This is a genomic window from Maritalea myrionectae (genome assembly GCF_003433515.1).
Classification (GTDB): Bacteria; Pseudomonadota; Alphaproteobacteria; order Rhizobiales; family Devosiaceae; genus Maritalea; species Maritalea myrionectae.
The window spans coordinates 1405648-1426798 of sequence record NZ_CP021330.1 but is presented as its reverse complement, the minus strand read 5'-3'; the positions used below and the strand labels follow the sequence as shown (position 1 = coordinate 1426798).

The 21151-nt window shown below is 53.1% G+C and carries 21 protein-coding genes; 7 read left to right on the top strand and 14 right to left on the bottom strand.

All coding sequences use genetic code 11. The features are described from left to right. Window positions 1-22 precede the first annotated feature (22 nt). The 3 genes from MXMO3_RS07020 to MXMO3_RS07010 form a co-directional block, all read right to left on the bottom strand. The gene (locus tag MXMO3_RS07020) at window positions 23-739 is read right to left on the bottom strand and encodes a J domain-containing protein (protein ID WP_027834458.1); all 717 of its coding nucleotides are present in this window, start codon (window positions 737-739) and stop codon (window positions 23-25) included. A 75-nt stretch (window positions 740-814) separates the two neighbouring features. Continuing rightward, complete coding sequence (metF, locus tag MXMO3_RS07015) at window positions 815-1738, bottom strand: methylenetetrahydrofolate reductase [NAD(P)H] (protein WP_036221667.1); 924 nt, start codon at window positions 1736-1738, stop codon at window positions 815-817. 7 nt (window positions 1739-1745) lie between these two features. Continuing rightward, on the bottom strand, window positions 1746-2702 hold the full coding sequence (locus MXMO3_RS07010) for an ArsR/SmtB family transcription factor (RefSeq protein WP_117395403.1): 957 nt from the start codon (window positions 2700-2702) through the stop codon (window positions 1746-1748). A gap of 147 nt (window positions 2703-2849) precedes the next feature. Here MXMO3_RS07010 and MXMO3_RS19090 point away from each other — a divergent pair, with 147 nt between their 5' ends. Then, complete coding sequence (locus tag MXMO3_RS19090; RefSeq protein ID WP_051213520.1) at window positions 2850-3161, top strand: ArsR/SmtB family transcription factor; 312 nt, start codon at window positions 2850-2852, stop codon at window positions 3159-3161. Between the two features lie 33 nt (window positions 3162-3194). Here the strand turns inward: MXMO3_RS19090 and MXMO3_RS07000 are convergent, their stop codons facing one another. Both MXMO3_RS07000 and MXMO3_RS06995 read right to left on the bottom strand, forming a co-directional pair. Then, window positions 3195-4313 (bottom strand): DUF2336 domain-containing protein, encoded by a 1119-nt coding sequence (locus MXMO3_RS07000; protein WP_027834460.1) that lies wholly within the window; start codon window positions 4311-4313, stop codon window positions 3195-3197. Between the two features lie 185 nt (window positions 4314-4498). After that, a complete protein-coding gene (locus MXMO3_RS06995; protein WP_205468093.1) occupies window positions 4499-5938 on the bottom strand; it encodes a catalase in 1440 nt (479 codons plus the stop codon). Between the two features lie 128 nt (window positions 5939-6066). Here MXMO3_RS06995 and MXMO3_RS06990 point away from each other — a divergent pair, with 128 nt between their 5' ends. Then, on the top strand, window positions 6067-6999 hold the full coding sequence (locus MXMO3_RS06990; protein WP_162889167.1) for a hydrogen peroxide-inducible genes activator: 933 nt from the start codon (window positions 6067-6069) through the stop codon (window positions 6997-6999). On the opposite strand, the gene MXMO3_RS06985 is transcribed toward MXMO3_RS06990, so the two are convergent. The 3 genes from MXMO3_RS06985 to MXMO3_RS06975 form a co-directional block, all read right to left on the bottom strand. After that, a complete protein-coding gene (locus MXMO3_RS06985) occupies window positions 6953-7537 on the bottom strand; it encodes an MOSC domain-containing protein (RefSeq protein WP_117395400.1) in 585 nt (194 codons plus the stop codon). The genes MXMO3_RS06990 and MXMO3_RS06985 overlap by 47 nt on opposite strands. Continuing rightward, the gene (rarD, locus tag MXMO3_RS06980) at window positions 7534-8457 is read right to left on the bottom strand and encodes an EamA family transporter RarD (protein ID WP_027834463.1); all 924 of its coding nucleotides are present in this window, start codon (window positions 8455-8457) and stop codon (window positions 7534-7536) included. Before rarD ends, MXMO3_RS06985 begins: the two co-directional genes overlap by 4 nt. Window positions 8458-8558: 101 nt before the next feature. Next, window positions 8559-9362: an alpha/beta fold hydrolase gene (locus tag MXMO3_RS06975; RefSeq protein WP_162889166.1), complete on the bottom strand. Its 804-nt coding sequence runs from the start codon at window positions 9360-9362 to the stop codon at window positions 8559-8561. 111 nt (window positions 9363-9473) lie between these two features. Between MXMO3_RS06975 and MXMO3_RS06970 the strand changes: the two genes are divergently transcribed. Beyond that, window positions 9474-9923 (top strand): host attachment protein, encoded by a 450-nt coding sequence (locus tag MXMO3_RS06970; RefSeq protein ID WP_117395398.1) that lies wholly within the window; start codon window positions 9474-9476, stop codon window positions 9921-9923. Between the two features lie 51 nt (window positions 9924-9974). On the opposite strand, the gene ettA is transcribed toward MXMO3_RS06970, so the two are convergent. Further along, entirely contained in the window at window positions 9975-11630 is a 1656-nt protein-coding gene (ettA, locus tag MXMO3_RS06965; protein WP_027834465.1) for an energy-dependent translational throttle protein EttA, read from the bottom strand. Between the two features lie 204 nt (window positions 11631-11834). Between ettA and MXMO3_RS06960 the strand changes: the two genes are divergently transcribed. After that, on the top strand, window positions 11835-12179 hold the full coding sequence (locus MXMO3_RS06960) for a hypothetical protein (RefSeq protein ID WP_117395397.1): 345 nt from the start codon (window positions 11835-11837) through the stop codon (window positions 12177-12179). A gap of 49 nt (window positions 12180-12228) precedes the next feature. On the opposite strand, the gene MXMO3_RS06955 is transcribed toward MXMO3_RS06960, so the two are convergent. After that, window positions 12229-12690 (bottom strand): Lrp/AsnC family transcriptional regulator, encoded by a 462-nt coding sequence (locus tag MXMO3_RS06955; RefSeq protein WP_027834467.1) that lies wholly within the window; start codon window positions 12688-12690, stop codon window positions 12229-12231. 126 nt (window positions 12691-12816) lie between these two features. Between MXMO3_RS06955 and ald the strand changes: the two genes are divergently transcribed. Next, window positions 12817-13932: an alanine dehydrogenase gene (gene ald, locus MXMO3_RS06950; protein ID WP_027834468.1), complete on the top strand. Its 1116-nt coding sequence runs from the start codon at window positions 12817-12819 to the stop codon at window positions 13930-13932. 223 nt (window positions 13933-14155) lie between these two features. Then, entirely contained in the window at window positions 14156-15031 is an 876-nt protein-coding gene (locus MXMO3_RS06945; protein WP_027834469.1) for a LysR family transcriptional regulator, read from the top strand. A 76-nt stretch (window positions 15032-15107) separates the two neighbouring features. On the opposite strand, the gene MXMO3_RS06940 is transcribed toward MXMO3_RS06945, so the two are convergent. Continuing rightward, complete coding sequence (locus MXMO3_RS06940; protein ID WP_117395396.1) at window positions 15108-15803, bottom strand: nitroreductase family protein; 696 nt, start codon at window positions 15801-15803, stop codon at window positions 15108-15110. 96 nt (window positions 15804-15899) lie between these two features. Next, window positions 15900-16565, bottom strand: a complete 666-nt coding sequence (locus tag MXMO3_RS06935; RefSeq protein ID WP_245985816.1) for a GntR family transcriptional regulator — start codon at window positions 16563-16565, stop codon at window positions 15900-15902. A 182-nt stretch (window positions 16566-16747) separates the two neighbouring features. Between MXMO3_RS06935 and MXMO3_RS06930 the strand changes: the two genes are divergently transcribed. After that, window positions 16748-17356, top strand: coding sequence for a carboxymuconolactone decarboxylase family protein (locus MXMO3_RS06930; protein WP_117395395.1), 609 nt, complete (start codon window positions 16748-16750; stop codon window positions 17354-17356). A gap of 163 nt (window positions 17357-17519) precedes the next feature. Here MXMO3_RS06930 and fdhD read toward each other — a convergent pair whose 3' ends face one another. Together fdhD and fdhF are read right to left on the bottom strand one after the other, a co-directional pair. Continuing rightward, a complete protein-coding gene (fdhD, locus tag MXMO3_RS06925; RefSeq protein WP_162889165.1) occupies window positions 17520-18302 on the bottom strand; it encodes a formate dehydrogenase accessory sulfurtransferase FdhD in 783 nt (260 codons plus the stop codon). Further along, window positions 18302-21151, bottom strand: coding sequence for a formate dehydrogenase subunit alpha (gene fdhF, locus MXMO3_RS06920; protein ID WP_117395393.1), 2850 nt, complete (start codon window positions 21149-21151; stop codon window positions 18302-18304). The genes fdhD and fdhF overlap by 1 nt, the downstream gene beginning before the upstream one ends.

Sequence of the window (21151 nt, the reverse complement as noted above, 5' to 3'; positions counted from 1 at the left end):
CGCATGTGCGCCGGGTCAAGCATTATGCAGATTCTGGCGAATTGGCCTGACGACTTTCTAAAATCTGGTCATATGCATGGTTGATCGCCGCCATCTTTTTCGACGTTAGTTGCACCAACTCGGCGGGCACCCCCTTCGCCATCAGGCGATCCGGGTGGTGCTCCGACACCAATTTGCGATAAGCGGCACGCAATTCATCATCAGCAATGTCACGATCCACACCCAAAACAAAGTAAGGGTCGCTATCGCCCGCCACCATATGCCGGGCGCTTAACCGATCAAACTCATCCTCGGTCAAACCGAATATGACGCCGACGGTTTCGAGATAGGCCAACTCGTCTTCGTGAATAAGCCCGTCAGCTTCAGCAATATGAAATAGCCCATCCATCACATGTTCTAATGTTTCCGGACTATCTTGGAATAATCGCGCAACCCGGCGGGCATAGGTCTCGAACCCGGCCACATCTTGCTGCGCCAAATCAAACACCCGTGCCACTTGCTCTTCCGCCCCGGCGGGAATTTCGACATTTTCGCGAAAGGCACGGATTTCGTCAGCCGTGACCACGCCATCCGCTGCGGCCATTTTCGCCGAAAGAGCCACCAACGAAAGGGTAAAGGCGGCTTCCTTGCCGCCCAAAAGCCACGTCTCAGGGTCAAGCAACGAGGCAAGCGAACCCGCCAACCCCGTGCGCTCTGAAAACGACCCAATTTTATGCGCTATTACTGTCCAAACAGACATTTTTACCCTCCCGCAGCCAACTGGTTGCCAGATATAGGCGACATTATGTCCGATTCCAGACATTAAAACGAGGTTTTAGCCCCTTGAAATTTGCGGACGGCGCCCCAATAGACGCGCCAATGCGTAAACCAAAGGCGACCGATTCATGGTATAAAAGTGGAATTCAGTGACCCCACGGTCCACCAATTCAGTCACCTGCTCCGCCGCAACGGCCGCCGCAACAAGTGCATGGGTCTCTGGATCATCTTCCAATCCCTCAAATCGCTCCGCCATCCAATTGGGGATTGTTGCACCACACCGACCGGCAAAATTGGAGATTTGCGTAAAATTATGGATCGGCTGAATACCCGCCACAATCGGCGCTTCAATGCCCGCATTGCGCGCCCGATCGACAAACCGCAAATAAAGATCATTATCAAAGAACATCTGGGTGATGGCACGGCTGGCACCCGCATCAATCTTGCGCTTCAAATTCTCAAATTCCGCATACCAATCAGGGCTTTGCGGGTGCTTTTCTGGATAGCACGCCACCGAAATGTCGAAATTGCCAATCGTGCGGATGCCCGCCACCAGATCAGCGGCATTGCGATAGCCTTGAGGGTGCGGCTGAAACGGCTGCCCAACCCCCTCTGGTGGATCACCACGCAGCGCAACAATGCGGGAAATGCCAGCCTCTTTATAGCCGCGCACAACTTCATTTACTTCGTCCTTGGTGGCATCCACGCACGTCAAATGCGCGGCGGCCTTTACGCCAGTTTCTTTTTCAATCCGGGAGACCATTTTTGTGGTCCGTCCGCGGGTGGTGCCACCTGCCCCGTAGGTCACTGAAACAAAACGCGGCGACAATGGCGCCAATCGCTCCAAGGTTTCCCAAAACCGCGCTTCCATCTTGTCGGTTTTCGGTGGGAAAAATTCAAATGATAGGTCCAGCTTGGCCAATTCCTCTTCGGATTGGCGAGACAAACGGTCTGGGGTCGAAAAAATAGGTGTATCGCTCATAATAAAATCAATTCTTGCTATTGTCCGTTAGGTGCCAAATGCACACGGTTAGTCCATCGTCGGGTCCGGGATGAGGTATCTCCCGCGACTGCATCACTTCCAAACGCGCGCTACGCGCCCAGGCCTGCATTTGAACATGGGAAAGACCAAGGCGACGATGCGCCTGCTCTTCCCGCAGAAACTCCAATTTGTGCGGCATGAAATCCACCACCATGATCGCGCCGCCCGGCTTCAACGATAGACGCGCATTTTGCAGCGCAAGGCCGGGGTCATCAAAATGGTGCAGCACCTGATGCAGCATCACAAAATCGGCGCTGTCGCGATATTCCGAAAGATCGCCAATGTCCCCCAGCCGCACCTGCACATTCTTTTGTCCGGACTTTTCAAACTTGGTGCGGGCAACCGAGATCATCTCGCGGCTGGCATCAAGCCCAATTCCTTTGGTGAACTGATCAGCCAACAATTCCAACATGCGGCCCGTGCCCGTGCCCAGATCCAGAAACATATCAAAATGCGCACCAGCAAGCAGTTGCTGGATGCTGGCTTCCACCGCTTCATCCGGCGCATGCAATGTGCGCAATCGGTCCCAGTCCTTCGCGACCTTGGCAAAAAAGGTGGTTGCCCGCGCCTGGTGGTCCCGTCGCACGGCCGCCAAGCGCTGCCGGTCAGTGACCAACAGCTCGTCTTCAAGATCCAGGCGGCCAAGAATATGCTGCACCAATGCTGAAGACTCTAACTCGTCTGACAGCCGAAAAAACGCCCACGCCCCTTCGGCATGTCGCGTGATCAAACCCGATTCGGTCAATAATCTGAGGTGCCGAGACACCCGAGGCTGGCTTTGATCTAAAATCTCGGTTAAATCCTTTACCGAAAGTTCACCCTCTGACAAAAGAGCAAGCAGCCTTAAACGGGTAAACTCTCCCGCAGACCTCAAGATTTCCACCATTTCGCGCAGATTCGCCACAACTACCTCATATGATATAAAGGTTTCTTTATATCCTAAATACAGAATTTGGCAATGAAATAGGTTAAAGCGGGGGAGGTAATTTTATTACCCCACGTGAAGGTTCTCTTCAATTAAACCAACAAACAAATAAGAGTCGTTAAAAAGATGACAAACGAACGTCACACTACGGCAAATAACTCGTCAAAAAATCGCGACAAAATGTGTGTGATTCTGAGTGCACTTGCGGACCCAGTTAGATTGTCAATTGTTGAACAATTGGCAGAAAAAGGCGAATTGCCTGTTGGCGCGATTTCTTCGCCACACAGCATTACCGCTCCGGCGATCTCGCGTCATCTACGTGTATTGGAATCTGCTGGCGTTATTGAACGCCGCATTGATCGGCAATGGCGAATTTGCTCACTCCAAACAACTACCATCCAAAATGTAATTGATTGGGCTCAAGGCCTAATTGACTAAGCCAATAGATGCTTTTGCTATCGCACCGCAGCTTTAGGCTACTTGCCTATTTTGCTGTGGGCGGCGAAAGCTATGCGCCCGCCACATTTCGAAAATTTCGCGTGCATCATGAAATGAAAGTGATTCATAGCGCTTAGAGGCCAGTTCCAGATCTTCTGGGCTCAGTTTTTCACGCCAAGGCACAACTTCAATCGCTTTCGCAAAGCTCGCTGGCGTCATATTCAACGCCCGCGCCGCAACGGTAAACGCGCCAACATCCTGGCTGGCAAACCATTTGACCATCACTTCAGGCTGAATGCGCAACAGCAATGCAATGGCTGCCGCTGAATGGTGCCCATATGAAAAGCGTCCAAAACGCTCCAATGCCACCATATCAAGTTTGCGGCGATCCTGCAGTGCCCGCACCTGTCCCCAAGCAATCGTCCATTCGGTTGCGTTGAAGCCCACGCGCTCTTTAATTTTGTTGACCACCACCTTTTTGGCTTCGTCAACATTTGCCCGGTCCACCTGCATATGCGTGCGCGCCAAGGTCGAAAACACCCGTTTGCTCGCATTATCAAGCGTTTCATAGATTGAACGCCAGTCCACATCTTTGCGGTAGGCCAGTTTTTCGCCAATCGAATCGTCTTTTGCGGCACGCTGGATCAATGCGGGACCAGCGATAGGGCCGATCTCTGCATTTTCATTTTCCATTAATTTAACGATTGTCGTCTTTTCAGAATGGTTGAAAATCGATCCACTCACGCGATCCGCAACGGCTTCTCGCCCCGCAATTGCAAAGCGATGCCCCTCGGTCTGCGACTCAATGATTTCGATAAGATCATCGTCAGAAAGGACAGAAGAAAACTCGAGCAAAGGTGTAGCCACCTCAACTTCATCGTGCGCCAGCTTGATCACGACAGTGCCCGGCGCTCGCGAAAGCGGCGCCAGTATCTGCGCAACCTCGGCGCGGGCTTCTTTTTCTACCATTTCGGCCAATTGACAAAGCACTTCGTCATATTGGGCGATTTGTTCATCATCGCAGCGATCAACCACATTGCTAAACAAAGTGGCCATATTGCGGATGAGTTGCTCGCATTCCGCCGTATTGGTTTCGCTTGTCAGCGCTCTAAAATTCGCGAACGCTGTCCCCTTGGAATGATCAAGTTCCATTGCTACCTCCTTGAGCGCTTTGCGCCATTCCTCTCACACTACCTTAGGTGGATTAAAGTAAATGCTGGCGTTTCAGATAAAGTTTGCAGCAAATTTGATCGAATAGATTCACCTTTCATTAACGACGAAACGCCGCCCCGAGGCGGGACGGCGTTTCAGTAATTTGTTATTTATTACGTGGCGACCTAGCCCTTCAATGCTTTACGCACGCCATTGCCATAGTCTGGGTGCACCTGATCAAACAAGGCCAATTGTCGATCAATAATATGCTGCGGCACGCCGCCCATCGCATCTGCGATGTTGGAGTAGAGGCGCTCTTTTTCACCCGCATCGAACAATTCAAACAGAGCGCGCGGCTGCGAAAAGTCATCATTGCCGTCCCGATGGTTGTAACGGTCCGCATCCCCGCTTATCGGCAGTGCTGGTTCCTTATATTCCGGTGCTTCCTTCGCCGCTTCATCAATTGAATTCGGCTCATAATAAGCATCCACATGGCCTGTTTTTTGACCCATAAAGTTCATCTGGCCATCTTTGTGATAGTGATGCACCCCATTTTTTGGCTGGTTCACTGGCAGGGCCTCATAATGCGTGCCCAAACGATAACGGTGGGCGTCAGCATATGAAAAGATACGTGCTTGCAGCATCTTATCAGGAGAAAAGCCAATACCTGGCACCACATTTGAAGGCGAGAAGGCTGCCTGCTCAATCTCAGCAAAATAGTTTTCGGCGTTGCGGTTAAGCTCCATCACGCCCAAATCAATTTGTGGGAAATCGCCGTGTGGCCACACCTTGGTCAAATCAAATGGGTTGTGCTCAAACGTTGCCGCCTGCTCTTCCGTCATGATCTGAACCTGCACTTTCCAGCGCGGATAATGCCCGGCCTCAATGCTGCCAAACAAGGCTTCCTGATAGGTCTCACGGCTGTCGCCAACCACTTTCGCAGCTTCTTCATTGGTGAAATGCGCGTGGCCCTGTTCGGTCTTAAAGTGGAACTTCACCCACACACGCTCCCCTTTTTCATTCCATAGAGAATAGGTGTGCGACCCATAGCCATTCATGTGCATCGGTGCCGTCGGCAACCCGCGGTCAGACATCAAAATCGTTACCTGATGCAAGCTCTCTGGCGACAGGGACCAAAAATCCCACATCGCTGTTGGCGAACGCAAATTGGTTTTGGGATGCCGCTTCTGAGTGTGAATAAAGTCAGGGAATTTATACGGATCACGCACGAAAAACACAGGTGTATTGTTGCCCACGAGATCCCAGTTGCCTTCCTCAGTATAAAACTTCAGCGCAAAACCACGCACATCGCGCTCAGCATCCGCTGCGCCCAATTCGCCAGCCACTGTGGAAAACCGCGCCAGCATCTCCGTCTCGGTGCCCGGCTGCAACACTTTGGCCGAGGTATATTTGGAAATATCGCCGGTAATCTTCAATGTGCCGAATGCACCCCAGCCTTTGGCGTGCACAACGCGCTCCGGAATACGCTCCCGGTTCTGATGTGCCAACTTTTCGATCAACTGATAATCTTGAATCAGCAGCGGCCCGCGTTCACCAGCAGTAATCGAATTCTGATTGTCTGAAATCGGCGCACCAGCTGTGGTGGTCAATGTTTTCTTGCTCATGTTTCTCCCTTTCGTCATCCAAAATTGTTCGTCTGATTAAAAGGTAGGCACCCTACCGAATAAATTCAAATTGATTAATTTTTATATTCTGATAAGTTTTTCTTATGGCAACAATGACATTAAAACAGATGCGTTACGCACTCGCCGTGCAAAAACATGGGCACTTTGGCACGGCAGCCGAAAAGTGCCATGTGACGCAACCTGCCCTTTCGCAACAGATTCAGGTGCTGGAAAATCATTGCGGCAAAAAGCTGTTTGAACGGCTGGGCAAAAATGTCATTCCCACGCGATTTGGCGAAGTGTTCTTGCAAGAGGCAGCGCGGATCATCGATCAGGTGGATAGCCTTGAAGAAGCGGCCCATGAAGCCCGCTTTGGCTTGTCCGCGCCGCTGCGCGGGGCACTGATCCCAACCATTGCACCCTATTTCCTGCCCCACTTCTTGACGACATTGGCGGAAAACTTTCCCACCCAATTGTTCAATTTAGGTGAAATGCAAACCGAGCCGCTTTTGGATCAACTGGCCAATGGGGAGCTGGATTTCGGCATTATTGGCACCAAACCACCCCTTGAGCGATTTGAAGCCCAGGCACTATTTGACGATCCGTTTGTGCTGGCGGCCGCCCGCCAAAAACAACTCAAAAGCCCCATCGATCTGAATGCGATGCAAAAAGAAGAATTGCTCTTGCTCTCTGAGGGACACTGTTTCCGTGATCAGGCAATTGAAGCGTGCAGCCTATCGACCGAGCGCGACGACAAGAACCACCCCTTTGCCGCCACATCATTGGCCACTATTGTTGAACTGGTCGCCAAGGGCTTCGGGGTCACGCTTTTGCCTGCCCTCTGCCTAAATCGCGAAATTCGCAGTGAAAATATTGCGTTGCACGAGCTTCAGTCGCCCGGTGCACACCGCACCATTTCGATGGTGTGGCGCCGCACTTCAACCCAAAAGCAACAATTGCGTCAAATCGCAACGCTTGGCAGCGCATTGGCCAGCGCGTGCCTAACCATGCCTGCTAAACGCGTTGATTATAAAGCTGTTGCGGCCACACCCGCACCTTGATCTCATCGCCTTGGCGCACAATGCCCGGCCGCTCCACCCAAGCCACCAATCCACGCAACTCTTCAGCCGCTTTTACAAATCCGAGTTCAATATCCTCGCGCGCCTCATAGTCTGCCTGTAACGCGGCGCCCGCGATTTTGCAGGGCGCGTTATAGCCGTCAATCCGCAACACCGCGCCTGACGGGAAAAAGATTTGCGTACGCGGCGGCACTTGCGAGAATTGCGGCAATCCCTGCACCAGCATATTCGCGCCAATACGCCCGGCATCAATTTGCTCAACATCCAACCGCTCGGCAATGATGGCAACTTCTTCCACCGACAACAGCGACACCTGCCGCTCATTGCGCATTTCAGTGCCGCGCTTATACCAAGGCTCGCGTCCGCCAGACTTACGCGTCAACCCGGCATGATGATCGCCCACAATCCCTTCAAAACTCAGTTCGAGTTCAGGCACCGACGCGGAAATAAAATCGTCCCCGGCGGCCAAAAACAAATCTGCGATTTCGGCGGTAAATTTTTGGGCAGGCAGCTTGGTCATAAAAGCACTTTCTTGCGCGCCCGCGATGCCTGCCGCTGGCGAGTAAATGAGTCATAGGTAAAGATGGCCAATGATATCCAAATCAACACAAAACTAAACATCCGCGCCGCATTTAGCGGCTCGCCCAACAGCCAAACGGCGAACACAAAGTGCATGGAGGGCGCGATATATTGGAAAATGCCAATCGTGGTCATGCGCAAACGTTTTGCGCCAAAGGAGAACAAGATCAACGGCCCCGCGGTCAACGGCCCGCTCATGAACAACAGGAACCAGATCAGCAACCCCGCCTCTGGCGTCGCCATGGGATAGGCCGGCCCCATCACCATCAACAGCACCACTGCAAATGGCGCGATCAGCAAGGTTTCGAGCAACAAACCCGGCGCAGCGCCGACATCCACTGTTTTGCGGAAATAGCCGTAAAAGGCGAAACTGTTGGCCAGCGCTAGGGAAATCCAGGGAATACCGCCCAACCCAATGGCCTGTACAACCACCGCGATCACCGCCAGCCCAATGGCAGCGGTTTGAAATTTATTTTGACGCTCGCCCAGCAAAATCATGCCCAATGCCACATTCACCAGTGGCGTCATGAAATAACCAAAGCTGACTGAAAGCACATTCTCGGTGCCCGCCGCGCCCACAAAAATGGCCCAATTGATTGAAATCGCGATGGTCGATGCAATCAGCAAGAGCACCGATTTTCTTGATTTGAAAACAGCCGTGATTTCACCCAACCGCTTCACGGCATACAAAAACAACGCCACCACAAGGGCGGACCACAAGACCCGGTGTGCCACGACAATATAGGGACTTACGTCGCCCAACAGTCGAAAAAAGAGCGGGAAAACGCCCCAAGAGGTGTAAGCAGAAATCGCCGCCATGGCGCCCAGTTGCGTCTGGCGTGCTGTTTCATCAGTGGTCATCAATGAGCCTTTCAAAGGGTGTGCGGTCCGATTACACTTTTTTCACTGGTTTGACCAATCAAACTGTTAAATAGTCCCCATCAATAGAAACGATCGGTGGCTCACACCCCGGCCAGAAATTCACTCAGCACCGCATTGAAAACTTCGGGTTGATCCAAATTCGGCAAGTGCCCCGCATCAGCGATGAGTTCGGTTTGCATATGCGGATGTGCATCTGAAATCTGGTCATTCAACCACGCGAAATAGGTCAAATCCAACGTCCCAGCCACGTTCAAGACTGGCACACGCAGCTCCCCCAGACGCGAATAGCATTCAGGCCGTGGTGCTCCATGATTCAATGGGGGATGATTGTGCTGCAACTCATTCATATCTAAAAACAATTCACGCAATTGCCCTTGCACCCGCCCCTCGGCACCATGCGCCCCATCCAGCCATAAACGTGCTTCAAACTGGTTGAGCGCAATAAGGTCGTTTAAATCCTTTTTGGCCTCATATTCCGTCGCGAGCTGCAGTTCAGCTTCATCACGCTCAACGGCGGGCGCACCGGGAATAGACGCTGCAACCAGCATCAACCCCGCCACCCGATCCGGGTGCGTCAAAGCGAAGGCCAGCGCCAAACCACCGCCGAGCGAACACCCCACCAAAATGGCACGGCCAATCTTGAAATGATCCAGCACGGCCAACAAATCATCGACGTCAGAATAGGCAACATCAGCACTTTGGGTGCGGCCATAACCGCGCTGATCATAGGCAATAGCTTGCAGCTCGAGCCCCAGCGCATCCAATTGTGGTTGCCACATACGGTGATCAGCCACCCCGGCATGCAGAAAAACGATCGGTGCGCCATATCCCTGTTCAACGCCGAACAGAGCTGCACCATTGGTTTCAACCGTAAATCCTGCCATGATGAACATCCCCAAGCACACGAGCCGTAAATCTCGATTGTGAATGAAACCCGATCCCGACTCTGTGCGTTTATCTTGTGCACCTTAACTCAAAAAGGAAAGGGCAATTCTATGAAACCGATTATCACATGGCTGCTCGTTGCCAACGGCACCGAAGCGAAAGTGTACGAAAACACGGGCCCCAACAAAGGGCTGACGCCACTTTCCGACCACGAACATGCGCGCGAAGCGCTAAAAACAGGCGACATTGTCGCCAATGATCGTGGCCGCACGTTCCCCTCTGCTGGTGAGGGACGCAGTGCGATGGAACAACAAACCGATCCTGATGATGTGGAGCATCAAAAATTCTCCCGCGAAGTCGCTGAGCATATGAACAAAGCGGCGCAGGAGAAAAAATTTGATCGCTTGATCATCGCGGCGCCACCCCAAAGCCTTGGCGAAATGCGCAAGCACTTCAATAAGCATTTGGAAGAAAAGCTGCACGATGATGTGCCGAAGGATTTGACCAACATCGCCACGGCAGACTTGCCGAGCTACTTTAAAAACATGGTGGTGTTTTAAAAAAAAACGCCCCGCAAAAGCGGGGCGTCTAATTGAATCAGAATAACCGTTTTATCGCGTAAGCGGTTTATACGACACGCGTTTCGGGTTTGCCGCATCGGGGCCCAAACGGCGGATTTTGTCTTCTTCATAATCCGCAAAGTTACCTTCAAACCATTCAACATGGCTATCGCCTTCAAACGCCAACATGTGCGTTGCCAAGCGGTCGAGGAACATCCGATCGTGAGAAATGATCACGGCGCAACCGGCAAACTCTTCCAACGCCTCTTCCAGCGCCGCCAAAGTTTCCGTATCCAAATCGTTGGTCGGCTCATCGAGCAGCAGCACGTTCGCGCCAGATTTCAACATCTTGGCCAAGTGAACGCGGTTGCGTTGACCGCCTGACAAATTGCCAACCTTTTGCTGCTGATCGCCGCCGCGGAAGTTGAAGGCTGATGTGTAGGCCCGGCTGTTCATCTCGCGCTTGCCCAGCGTGATGATGTCATTGCCTTCAGAGATTTCTTCCCACACCGTTTTGTTGGCGTCCAAGGAATCCCGGCTCTGGTCCACATAGCCCAGCTTAACCGTTTCACCAATGGTGATGCTACCTTCATCTGGCTGCTCTTGGCCGGTGATCATGTTAAACAGGGTTGATTTACCCGCGCCGTTCGGCCCGATCACGCCCACAATACCACCCGCAGGCAGTTTGAAGTTCAGATCGTCAATCAACAAGCGATCCTCAAAGCCTTTTTTCAAGCCTTCAACTTCAATTACCAAATCACCCAAACGTGGGCCAGGCGGCACAATGATTTGCGCTTTGTTGGACTGGGTCCGCGCTTCGTTGGCTTTAACCAACTCATCGTAGGCTTTAATACGCGCTTTCGACTTCGCCTGACGCGCCTTCGGTGACGCAGCCATCCATTCTTGTTCGCGCTCCAAAACCCGCTTCCGCGCAGCATCTTCGGCAGATTCCTGCTTGTAGCGTTTGGCCTTTTGCTCAAGATAGGCCGTGTAGTTGCCCTCATAAGGAATGCCGCGACCGCGGTCCAATTCCAAAATCCAACCCGTGACATTGTCGAGGAAGTAACGATCGTGGGTAATGATCAACACGGCGCCAGGGAATTCACGCAAATGCTTTTCCAGCCAGGCGGTGGTTTCCGCGTCCAAATGGTTGGTCGGTTCGTCGAGCAGCAGCAAATCAGGCGCTGAAAGCAAGAGCTGACACAAAGCAACACGGCGCTTTTCACCACCGGAAAGGTTTTCAACGGCCGCATCAGCTGGCGGGCAGCGCAAGGCTTCCATCGCCATTTCAACCTGTGAATCCAAATCCCACAGATTCTCCGCATCGATCTGATCTTGAAGGCGAGCGCCCTCTTCCGCTGTCTCGTCCGAATAGTTCATCATCAATTCGTTATAACGTTCGATGATGTCTTGCTTCTCTTTAACGCCGAGCATCACATTGCCGCGCACGTCCAAAGATGGGTCAAGCTGCGGCTCCTGTGGCAAATAGCCAACCTTAGCGCCATCGGCCACCCAAGCTTCACCCTGAAACTCTGTGTCGATACCAGCCATAATTTTCAACAGTGTAGATTTACCCGCACCATTTGGGCCCAAAACACCAATTTTGGCGTCCGGGTAAAAGCTCAGATGAATGTTATCCAACACCTTCTTGCCGCCGGCATAGGTTTTGGACATGCCATGCATGTGATAGATAAATTGACGCGCCATGAGAATGTAACTCCGAAAACCGCTTTAATATTGCCCCTCTGTTAAGCGAAACCGGGGCTAAGAGCAATGGCCAAACCAAGATTTCCTCACGCAGATTGCGCCCAACATTGCCGCAACCTTACCGCAAAATGACCAATCCTTAAGTTGTGTCCAACCTGCGTTCACCCTAGGTTTTTGCCAAGGGGCGAAAAAAGGAAATCTGAAATGCAAAAATCAATCAATGTGAAAAAACTCGTCGCAACAACCTTCTGTGTCGCCGCCCTTACTGCCCCTGCTATTGCCGCAGGCCCGGGCATGTTGGACAATGATCCAAAGCGCCCCGTTGCGGCCATTGCCGCCGACCTTAACATCGCTGCCGACCAATTCGTCGCCTGCTTTAATGATGTGAACCCCGCCCCTAAAGGCACAAATCCAACGGGTGCACGGGAAAAAGCCAACAAGGCGATCCTACTCCCTTGCTTGCAAGAGGCCAATGCCGACATCACCAACAATATGCTCGATCAGGTGATGGATAAATATCGCCCCGAAGGCCGCGTGGCTGGCCGATAGCAACAATACGGCGTGAGGGGCGCACGCGCCCCCGCGCACTGACGAGGCGCTAAACCGGCAAACCAGTCATGGGTTTCACCACCCGAATGGCCAGGTTGGACTGAATGCGCGCCACGTGAGGCAAACGCGACAGGCGCGTACGGTGCAGGCGTTCAAAGTGATCCGCATCTTCACACACGAGCCGCAACAAATAGTCGGACGCCCCCGCCACCAACGATGCTTCAAGAATCTCCGGTGCCGAGCGCACCGCATCCTCAAACTCAACCAAAGTCGCCTCGCTCTGGTCGGTTAAACTCACCTCCACATAGAACAACATACCAAAACCCAAAATATCGGGATCAAGGTGGGCATGATACCCGGAGATGAGCTTTCGCTCTTCCAAAAGTTTCACACGTCGGTGGCATGCAGAGGTTGATAACCCGACCTGCTCACCAAGTTCCTGCATTGAAATTCGGCAATCTGCCTGCAAAGACCGAATTATTCGCTTATCTAGCTGATCAAGGGAAAAAATGCCGATTTACTCCATAAAGACGAGAAATTTTACAGGCATTGTAGTTGTACGTACACAAAATTGCAATTTTTTCCGGTTGAAGTTGACCTATACTTGTCCTCAAATTCAAATGCGGAGGAGTTTCCAATGAAAATCGGTGTACCCAAGGAAATCAAAAACCATGAATATCGCGTTGGTTTGACGCCAGAGAGCGTGGCTGAGTTGATCGCAAACGGCCATGAGCTTTATGTCCAAACCAACGCAGGCGACGGCATCGGCGCAGCTGATGAAGTTTATGCCCAAACTGGCGCGACAATTTTGAGCACGGCAAAAGAAGTTTTCGACATTGCCGATATGATCGTAAAGGTCAAAGAACCACAAGCCAATGAGCGCGCCATGCTCAAGCCCGGCCAAATCCTTTACACCTATTTGCACTTGGCACCCGATCCCGAGCAAACAAAAGACTTGGTAGAGAGTGGCGCCGTGTGCATCGCCTATGAAACCGTAACTGACAGCGCTGGCGGCTTGCCCCTCCTCAAGCCAATGAGCCAAGTGGCTGGTCGCATGTCCATTCAAGCCGGCGCTGCCGCTTTGGAAAAAGCACATGGCGGTCGCGGCGTTTTGATGGGCGGCGTACCTGGCGTACACCCGGCTAAAGTCGTTGTTGTTGGCGGTGGCGTTGTTGGCTTTAACGCTGCGCAAATGGCTGTTGGCATGCACGCTGACGTGACCATTCTGGATCGCAACCCAGCGCAACTCGAGCGCTTGTCCAACCATTTCGAAGCCAGTGCGAAAGTGGTCTATTCCACCAAAGCAGTTTTGGAAGAACTGGTGGCAGAGGCTGATCTGGTGGTCGGCGCTGTGTTGGTCCCCGGTGCGGCTGCACCAAAATTGGTGACCCGCGAAATGCTGAAAACCATGCAGCAAGGTGCTGTGTTGGTGGATGTGGCGATTGACCAAGGCGGCTGCTTTGAAACATCAAAAGCCACCACCCACGCTGACCCAACCTACATCATCGACGATGTGGTGCACTATTGCGTGGCCAACATGCCCGGCGCGGTTGCCCGCACATCAACCTACGCGTTGAACAACGCCACATTGCACCACGCGGTGCAAATCGCCAACAAAGGCTGGAAGCAAGCGTTGAAAGACGACGCGCATTTGAAAAACGGCTTGAACGTTTGCGATGGCAAAGTCACCTGCGCGCCAGTGGCCCGCGATTTGGGCTATGATTTCGTCAGCGCGGACAGCTTTTTGGTCTAGCCTGACCAATCAAAAATAAAGCATTGGAAACCGCTCGGGAAATTCCTGAGCGGTTTTTTTATGGAACTGATCCGACCGTTCTATTGTTCCGTATATGTGAACAGATAAGCTAATTTTACGCATTAGATTAAAGAGCAATATAGCAAATCGTCCAATTGACATTGTTCGCGAAGATTAGCTGAATAATAATTAATCCTGACCTTTTGTTTGAAGGGGTAATATAATGGACATGCTCAACGCAATGCAGACATTTGTCGCTGTTGCCGAAAACCACGGGATCACGGCCGCCTCAGAACGGCTTGGATGTTCAAAAGCCATCGTATCGCGCACCCTAAGCCTTTTGGAAGAACGGCTGGATGTTCGGCTGCTGAATCGCACCACACGGCGCGTTTCACTCACCGAAGCGGGCAGCGAATATCTTGAGCATTGCCGCAATATTTTGGAACAAAACGCCGAAATTGAGAGTCGCTTTGCCGAAAAAAGCCTGGAACCACAAGGCCGCCTACGCATCGCGGTGCCGGTAACTTTCGGGTCACAATATGTCGCCCCGCTTCTGCCTAAATTTCTCGAGCGCCACAATAAGGTGCAGGTCGATTTGCACATGTCTGACCGTTATGTCGACATCATTGAGGAAGGCATGGATATGGCCATCCGCATTGGCGCAACGGGATCGGACTCGCTGATCGTGCGCAAATTTGCCGAAACACACCATAAGCTGGCCGCCTCCCCGGAGCTGATAAAGAAGATGGGCGGCAAGCCAAAGGATGTGAGCGAACTGAAAAACTGGCCATCGATCACCTATTCCTTGCGCCAAAATTCGCCAAACTGGCAAAATTTCCGCGTCGCGCCGGATACCATCCGCACCAGCACCAACAATGGCGACACCATTGTCACCTTGGCCGAAGCAAGTGTTGGCTATTGTTATCTGCCCACCTTTATCCTCAACCCGGCGTTGGAGCGGGGCAGCCTCGTGCCAATGCTGGAAGATGAAGTGATCGATACAACACCGCTTTATGTGCTCTATCCCCACCGTCGTCGATTGCCGCTGAAAACACGTGTGTTCATCGACTTTATGGTCGAGAATTTTTCCGACCTGTAAATGAAAAAGGTCAGCTGTCCAGAGCTGACCTTTCTTCGCTTAGAGCCGAAGCTCAATGGCTGATCAGGCCAAACCTTTATTCATAAAAGGTCGCGATCTCTTCTAAGGGCTTTTTCTCCGTCGCATGACGCGGGATCTTGGCGTTTTCGTCCGGATACCCCACCACCAACAAGATATACGGCTTGTCCGATGTCGGCCGATCGCAAATCTCATTCAAAAAGCTCATCGGGTTGGGCGTGTGGGTCAACGTGGCCAAGCCAGCTTTGTGCAAAGCGACAAGCAAAAAGCCCGTGGCGATGGACACAGATTCGGGCACATAATAATTCTTATATTTCTTGCCATCTGCGCCATAGCTGCGCCGCTCGCCAAAGATAGCGATCAGCCAAGGTGCCTTTTCCAAAAACGGCTTGGACCGATCCGTACCGATAGGCTTTAGCGCTTTCAGCCATTCTTCGCCCGCGCGTCCGGCATAAAAGGTTGTTTCTTCAATCTCAGCCTCTTCGCGGATGCGCTTTTTCATGTCAGCATCACCAATCACCGCAAAGTGCCACGGCTGATGGTTGGCGCCATTCGGCGCCGTGCCCGCAGCCTTCAAGCACGTTTCAATGATGTCGCGCGGCACAGGTCGGTCAGAAAATTCCCGCACCGTGTGCCGCTGCTTAATGTCCTCATAAAAAGCCTTTGCCGCTTCGCGCATTTCCGCCACCGGCATCTCTTTGTAGTCAGGTAAGTCAATCGGCTCAAAATCCTGCCCGAATTGCTGGTCAACCATCCCATCCCCCAGTTATTGTCTACTATTATTGTCTGACAATATCAAAAACCACATTTCTGTCAAGCAGAGACCGAACGCCACCACTCAAAATCGATATTAGGCTTGGGACGCGGGCTCTAGCTTGAAATGACTGCTGGGCAAGGCTTGCACCATGTCGCCCGCATTCAGAATGTGCTGGCGCATGGCGGCTGCCGCTTCAATGCTGCGCCCCGCCACCATATGCTCCACAATAACGCGGTGATCTTGGTTGGTGCGAAACACAGATTGTTGGTCCACCAACACGCGAAATTGCAGCCAGTAGATTGACGTTTCAAACTGCAAAATCACACTTTGCAGATATTCATTATCAGCCAGCTCTGCCAAATAATGGTGAAATTCAGTATTGAGTTGGGAAAATGCCGTCAGGTCACGCGCCTCTTCCGCCGCATCCATTTGGCGCTGCAAATCAAGCACATGATCCGGCGACGCCTGCACAAATGGCGTGGCCAATTCAACCCCCAATGCCTCCAACGTGCCGCGCAAAACATATAGGTCCTGAACCTGTTTACGCGAAAATTGCCGCACGCTCACGCCACGATGGCGCTCTGAAATCAGCAACCCCGCAGCAATCAAACGCTGAAAGCCTTCACGCACCGTACTGCGACTCACACCCAGATTTTGAGTAAACTCAGCCTCGACCAACCGCATCCCCGGCGCCAAACGCCCGGTCCGCACCGCATCAGTGATCATCTGCACAACAGATTCTACGCTGGATTCTGACACCAGTTACCCCCAAAAAATTTCGCCCTAGCGCGCACGCTAAAAAGAAAGAGTTCTCTTTGCAACCAAATTGCAATGCAATTCTACCAGTTTTCAGTGAATTTTTCAGTATAAATGCGTAAAAATCTACATTATTGTCCGACAATATAGCCAAACGATAGAAATACCATTGGGGGGATAGATTTATGGCGTGGATCAAGACAATTCCATTCGATCAGGCAACCGGTCGGTTAAAGCAGCTTTATCAACGTGTGACCGGGCCCGACAATAATGTCGATAATATCATGATGATGCACTCTTTGCGCCCCCATTCCATGGAAGGGCATATGGCGATCTATAAATATGTGCTCCACCACGCCAACAACACCATTCCAAAATGGTTTTTGGAATGTATCGGCACCTATGTCAGCTATTTGAATAAGTGTAATTACTGCTTCGAGCATCATTTCGTCGGCATGAAGCGAAATCTCAATCATGACGACCGCGCAGACGCGATCAAAGCCGCCATCGAGCGCCATGACATCTCAAGCGCCCCGCTTTCACATCAAGAATTGGCCGCCCTCGCCTACGCCCAAAAGCTCAACAATCAGCCCGGCGAAATGGTGGAAGCCGATGTCGCCGCCTTGCGTGATGCAGGCTATGATGATGGTGAAATATTAGAGATCAACCAAGTCACCGCCTATTTCGGCTATGCCAACCGCACCGTACTCGGCCTCGGCTGCTCCACCGATGGCGATATCATCGGCCTGTCGCCCAACAATTCCGATGATCCGGATGATTGGAACCATAGTTAGGGCGAAGCCCCTGCCCCACGCTCATACGTCATCCCCACGCAGGCGGGGATCCAGTCAAGTGCTAACCAAGCACATAAACTAACGGTTTGCCCGCAGATCGTCCCATCTGGCTTCCCGCCTACGCGGGAATGACGGGAGGGCAAAACTGACGCACGGGTGGGCACTAAAACCTAGCAATTCCCTGCGGCGCGCGCGCATAAAGCTGCAGCCCCGCCTCTTCCGCCTTATCCAGCGCCAAAGCGGTCGGCGCGGAAATCGACAGCAGCGCCCCCACATTATGCCGGGCCCCCTTTTCCACAATTTCAAAGGAACAACGGCTGGAGACCATCAAAAATCCGTCAGGAAACGCCTCGCCCGCCAATGCGGCCCGCGCCCGTGCCCCGAGCAGCTTATCCACCGCATTGTGGCGGCCTACATCCTCGCGCACCGCGATAATGTCACCCGCGAGCGACACCCATGCCGCGCCATGCACGGAATGGGTTTGCTGATTAAGCTGTTGATGCGCCGAGAAGGCGGCCATGGCCTTATCCATCGCGTCCGTGGTTGGCCTTACCGCCGCCACCCTAGGCAATCTCGCTAAAAACTGATCCGCATTGTCCAGCCCACACAGGCCGCAGCCGGATGCGCCGACCAAATGTCGTCGTCGCTGGGTTAAATCCAGCCGCTCCAGCCGCTTCTCGTCAATCTCCATATGCAAATCAATGCCCAGCACATTTGTCTCGGCCCGCACAGACTTAATCTCCGACGCGTCGGACACAACGCGCTCGCTGATGGAAAAACCATAGGCAAAGTCTGTTAGATCCCGCGGGCTGGCCAGCATCACGGCATAGTTGCGCTGGTGATAGACCAGGGCCAACGGGCACTCATTCGCCAATTGCCATTGATCACGCGCGCCATCAATGTCGATATCGACGGCCCGCGCCACCTCTTGATCTTTATCCGCCACTATTCAGCCGGCTCTTTCGACTCGTCCATCAATTGGCGCAAACTTGGCGTTTCAAGCTCATATTGCTCTTGCCACGCGGACTTGTGGTTGGCCGGAGCCACTTCCACCGCCGTCACCTTATATTCCGGACAATTGGTGGCCCAGTCGGAATTTTCCGTGGTGATCACATTCGCGCCCGTCTCCGGATGGTGGAAGGTCGTATAAACAACACCCGGTGCCATCCGCTCGGAAATCACAGCGCGAAGGCTGGTTTCGCCTTTGCGCGACCGCAAGGACACCCAATGGCCATCGCGAATGCCCCGCGTTTCGGCATCACTCGGATGAATTTCCAGCACATCCTCGCCCCACCAATCAATATTGGAGGTCCGGCGCGTCTGTGCGCCCACATTATACTGGCTCAAAATCCGACCCGTGGTCAGGATCAGCGGGAATTTGCGGTTGGTTTTCTCGGTGGTCGGCACATATTCAGTGACCACGAAGGCCCCCTTGCCGCGCACAAAGCCATCCACATGCATGATCGGCGTACCGTCCGGCGCATCATCATTGCACGGCCACTGCACAGAGCCTTCGCGGTCCAGCCGCTCAAAGCTCACCCCGGCAAATGTCGGCGTCAGCGCCGCAATTTCGTCCATGATCTCGCTGGCATTGGTATAGTTCATTTCGGCATAGCCCATCTCATTGGCCAGCCGCTGCGTCACTTCCCATTCTTCCAGCCCAGTCGCAGGCTTCATCACCGGCCGCACGCGGTTGATCCGCCGTTCGGCATTGATAAAGGTGCCGTCTTTTTCCAAAAAGCTGGTGCCCGGCAAGAAGACATGGGCGAACCGCGCTGTTTCATTCAAAAACAGGTCCTGCACAATCAGCATATCGAGCGAGCGCAAAGCCTCCTCCACGTGCTTGGTGTTGGGATCAGACTGAGCGATATCCTCGCCCTGCACATACATGCCCTTATAATGGCCTGAAATGGCTTCATCGAACATATTGGGAATGCGGAATCCCGGCACACCATCGAGCTCACGCTGCCAGGCCTGTTCAAAGCTGCCGCGCACCTCTTGATCCTCAATACTGCGATAACCAGGAAGTTCGTGCGGGAAGGAACCCATATCGCATGAGCCCTGCACATTGTTCTGCCCACGCAGCGGGTTCACGCCTACACCGCGCACGCCAATATTGCCAGTGGCCATCGCCAAATTGGCCATGCCCATCACCATAGTAGAGCCTTGGCTGTGCTCGGTGACGCCCAAGCCATAATAAATCGCAGCCTTGCCGCCTGTCGCGTAAAGCCGAGCAGCTTCACGGATCGCATCCGCATCCACGCCGCATTCCGCCGCCACGCTCTCGGGTGAATTGATCTCATCGGTGATGAAATCAAACCATTCCTTATAGCTCTGCAAATCGCAGCGCTCATCCACAAAACCCTGATCCATCAAGCCTTCTGTTGCGACAACATGGGCGATCGCATTGATCAGGGCCACATTGGTGCCTGGCTTCAGCGGCAAATGGTAATCTGCCTCAATATGCGCAGACCGCACCAAATCGATCTTGCGCGGATCAGCCACGATCAGCTTCGCCCCCTGACGCAGCCGCCGTTTCATTTGCGAGGCAAAAACCGGGTGGGCATCGGTCGGGTTGGCCCCGATCACCATGATCACATCGGCTTCTTCCACGGAGTCAAAATCCTGCGTCCCGGCGGAGGTACCAAAGGTCTGCTTCAAACCATAGCCGGTGGGCGAATGGCAGACGCGCGCGCAGGTATCCACATTATTGTTGCCAAAGGCGGTGCGGATCATTTTTTGCACCACCCACACTTCTTCCGCAGTACAGCGTGAAGAGGTGATGCCGCCAATGGACTTACGCCCATATTTCTCTTGCGCCTTCTTCAAGCCGTCAGCGGCAAATTTGATTGCTTCGTCCCAGCTCACTTCGCGCCATGGATCGGTGATCTTGTCGCGGATCATGGGTTGCGTGATCCGGTCCTTATGGGTGGCGTAACCCCAGGCAAAACGGCCCTTCACGCAGGAATGGCCATGATTGGCCTTGCCATCCTTATAAGGCACCATGCGGATCACCTGATCGCCACGCATCTCCGCTTTGAACGAACAGCCCACGCCACAATAAGCGCATGTCGTCAACACAGTGCGGTTCGGCACCCCATGGTCGATCACAGCCTTTTCTTCCAAGGTCGCTGTCGGACAGGCCTGCACACAAGCGCCGCAAGACACACATTCAGAGGAAAAGAAATCTTCCGTGCCCAACGCCACCTTGCTGTCAAACGCACGGCCAGAAATGGTCAGCGCCAAAGTGCCTTGCACCTCGTCACACGCCCGCACGCAGCGCGAACACACAATGCATTTGCTCGGATCAAAGGTGAAATAGGGATTGCTCTCATCCTTGGGCGCATCAAAATGATTTGCCCCCTCATAGCCATAGCGCACATCGCGCAGGCCAACCTCGCCCGCCATATCCTGCAATTCGCAATCGCCATTGGCGGCGCAGGTCAAGCAATCGAGCGGGTGGTCGGAGATATAAAGTTCCATCACCCCGCGGCGCAGCTTTTCCAAGCGCGGCGTTTGGGTGGACACGCTCATGCCATCGGCCACAGGCGTGGTGCAGCTCGCCGGGGTGCCTTTGCGCCCCTCAATTTCCACCAGACACAAGCGGCACGAGCCAAACGAATTCATGCTGTCGGTGGCGCAGAGTTTGGGAATATCCAGGCCCACTGTCGCCGCCGCGCGCATCACGCTGGTGCCTTCAGGCACGTTCACCTCAAACCCGTCAATGGTCACCGACACTTGTTTGTCGGATTTCGATGCGGGGGTGCCAAAATCTTTTTCTTTCAGGATCGACAT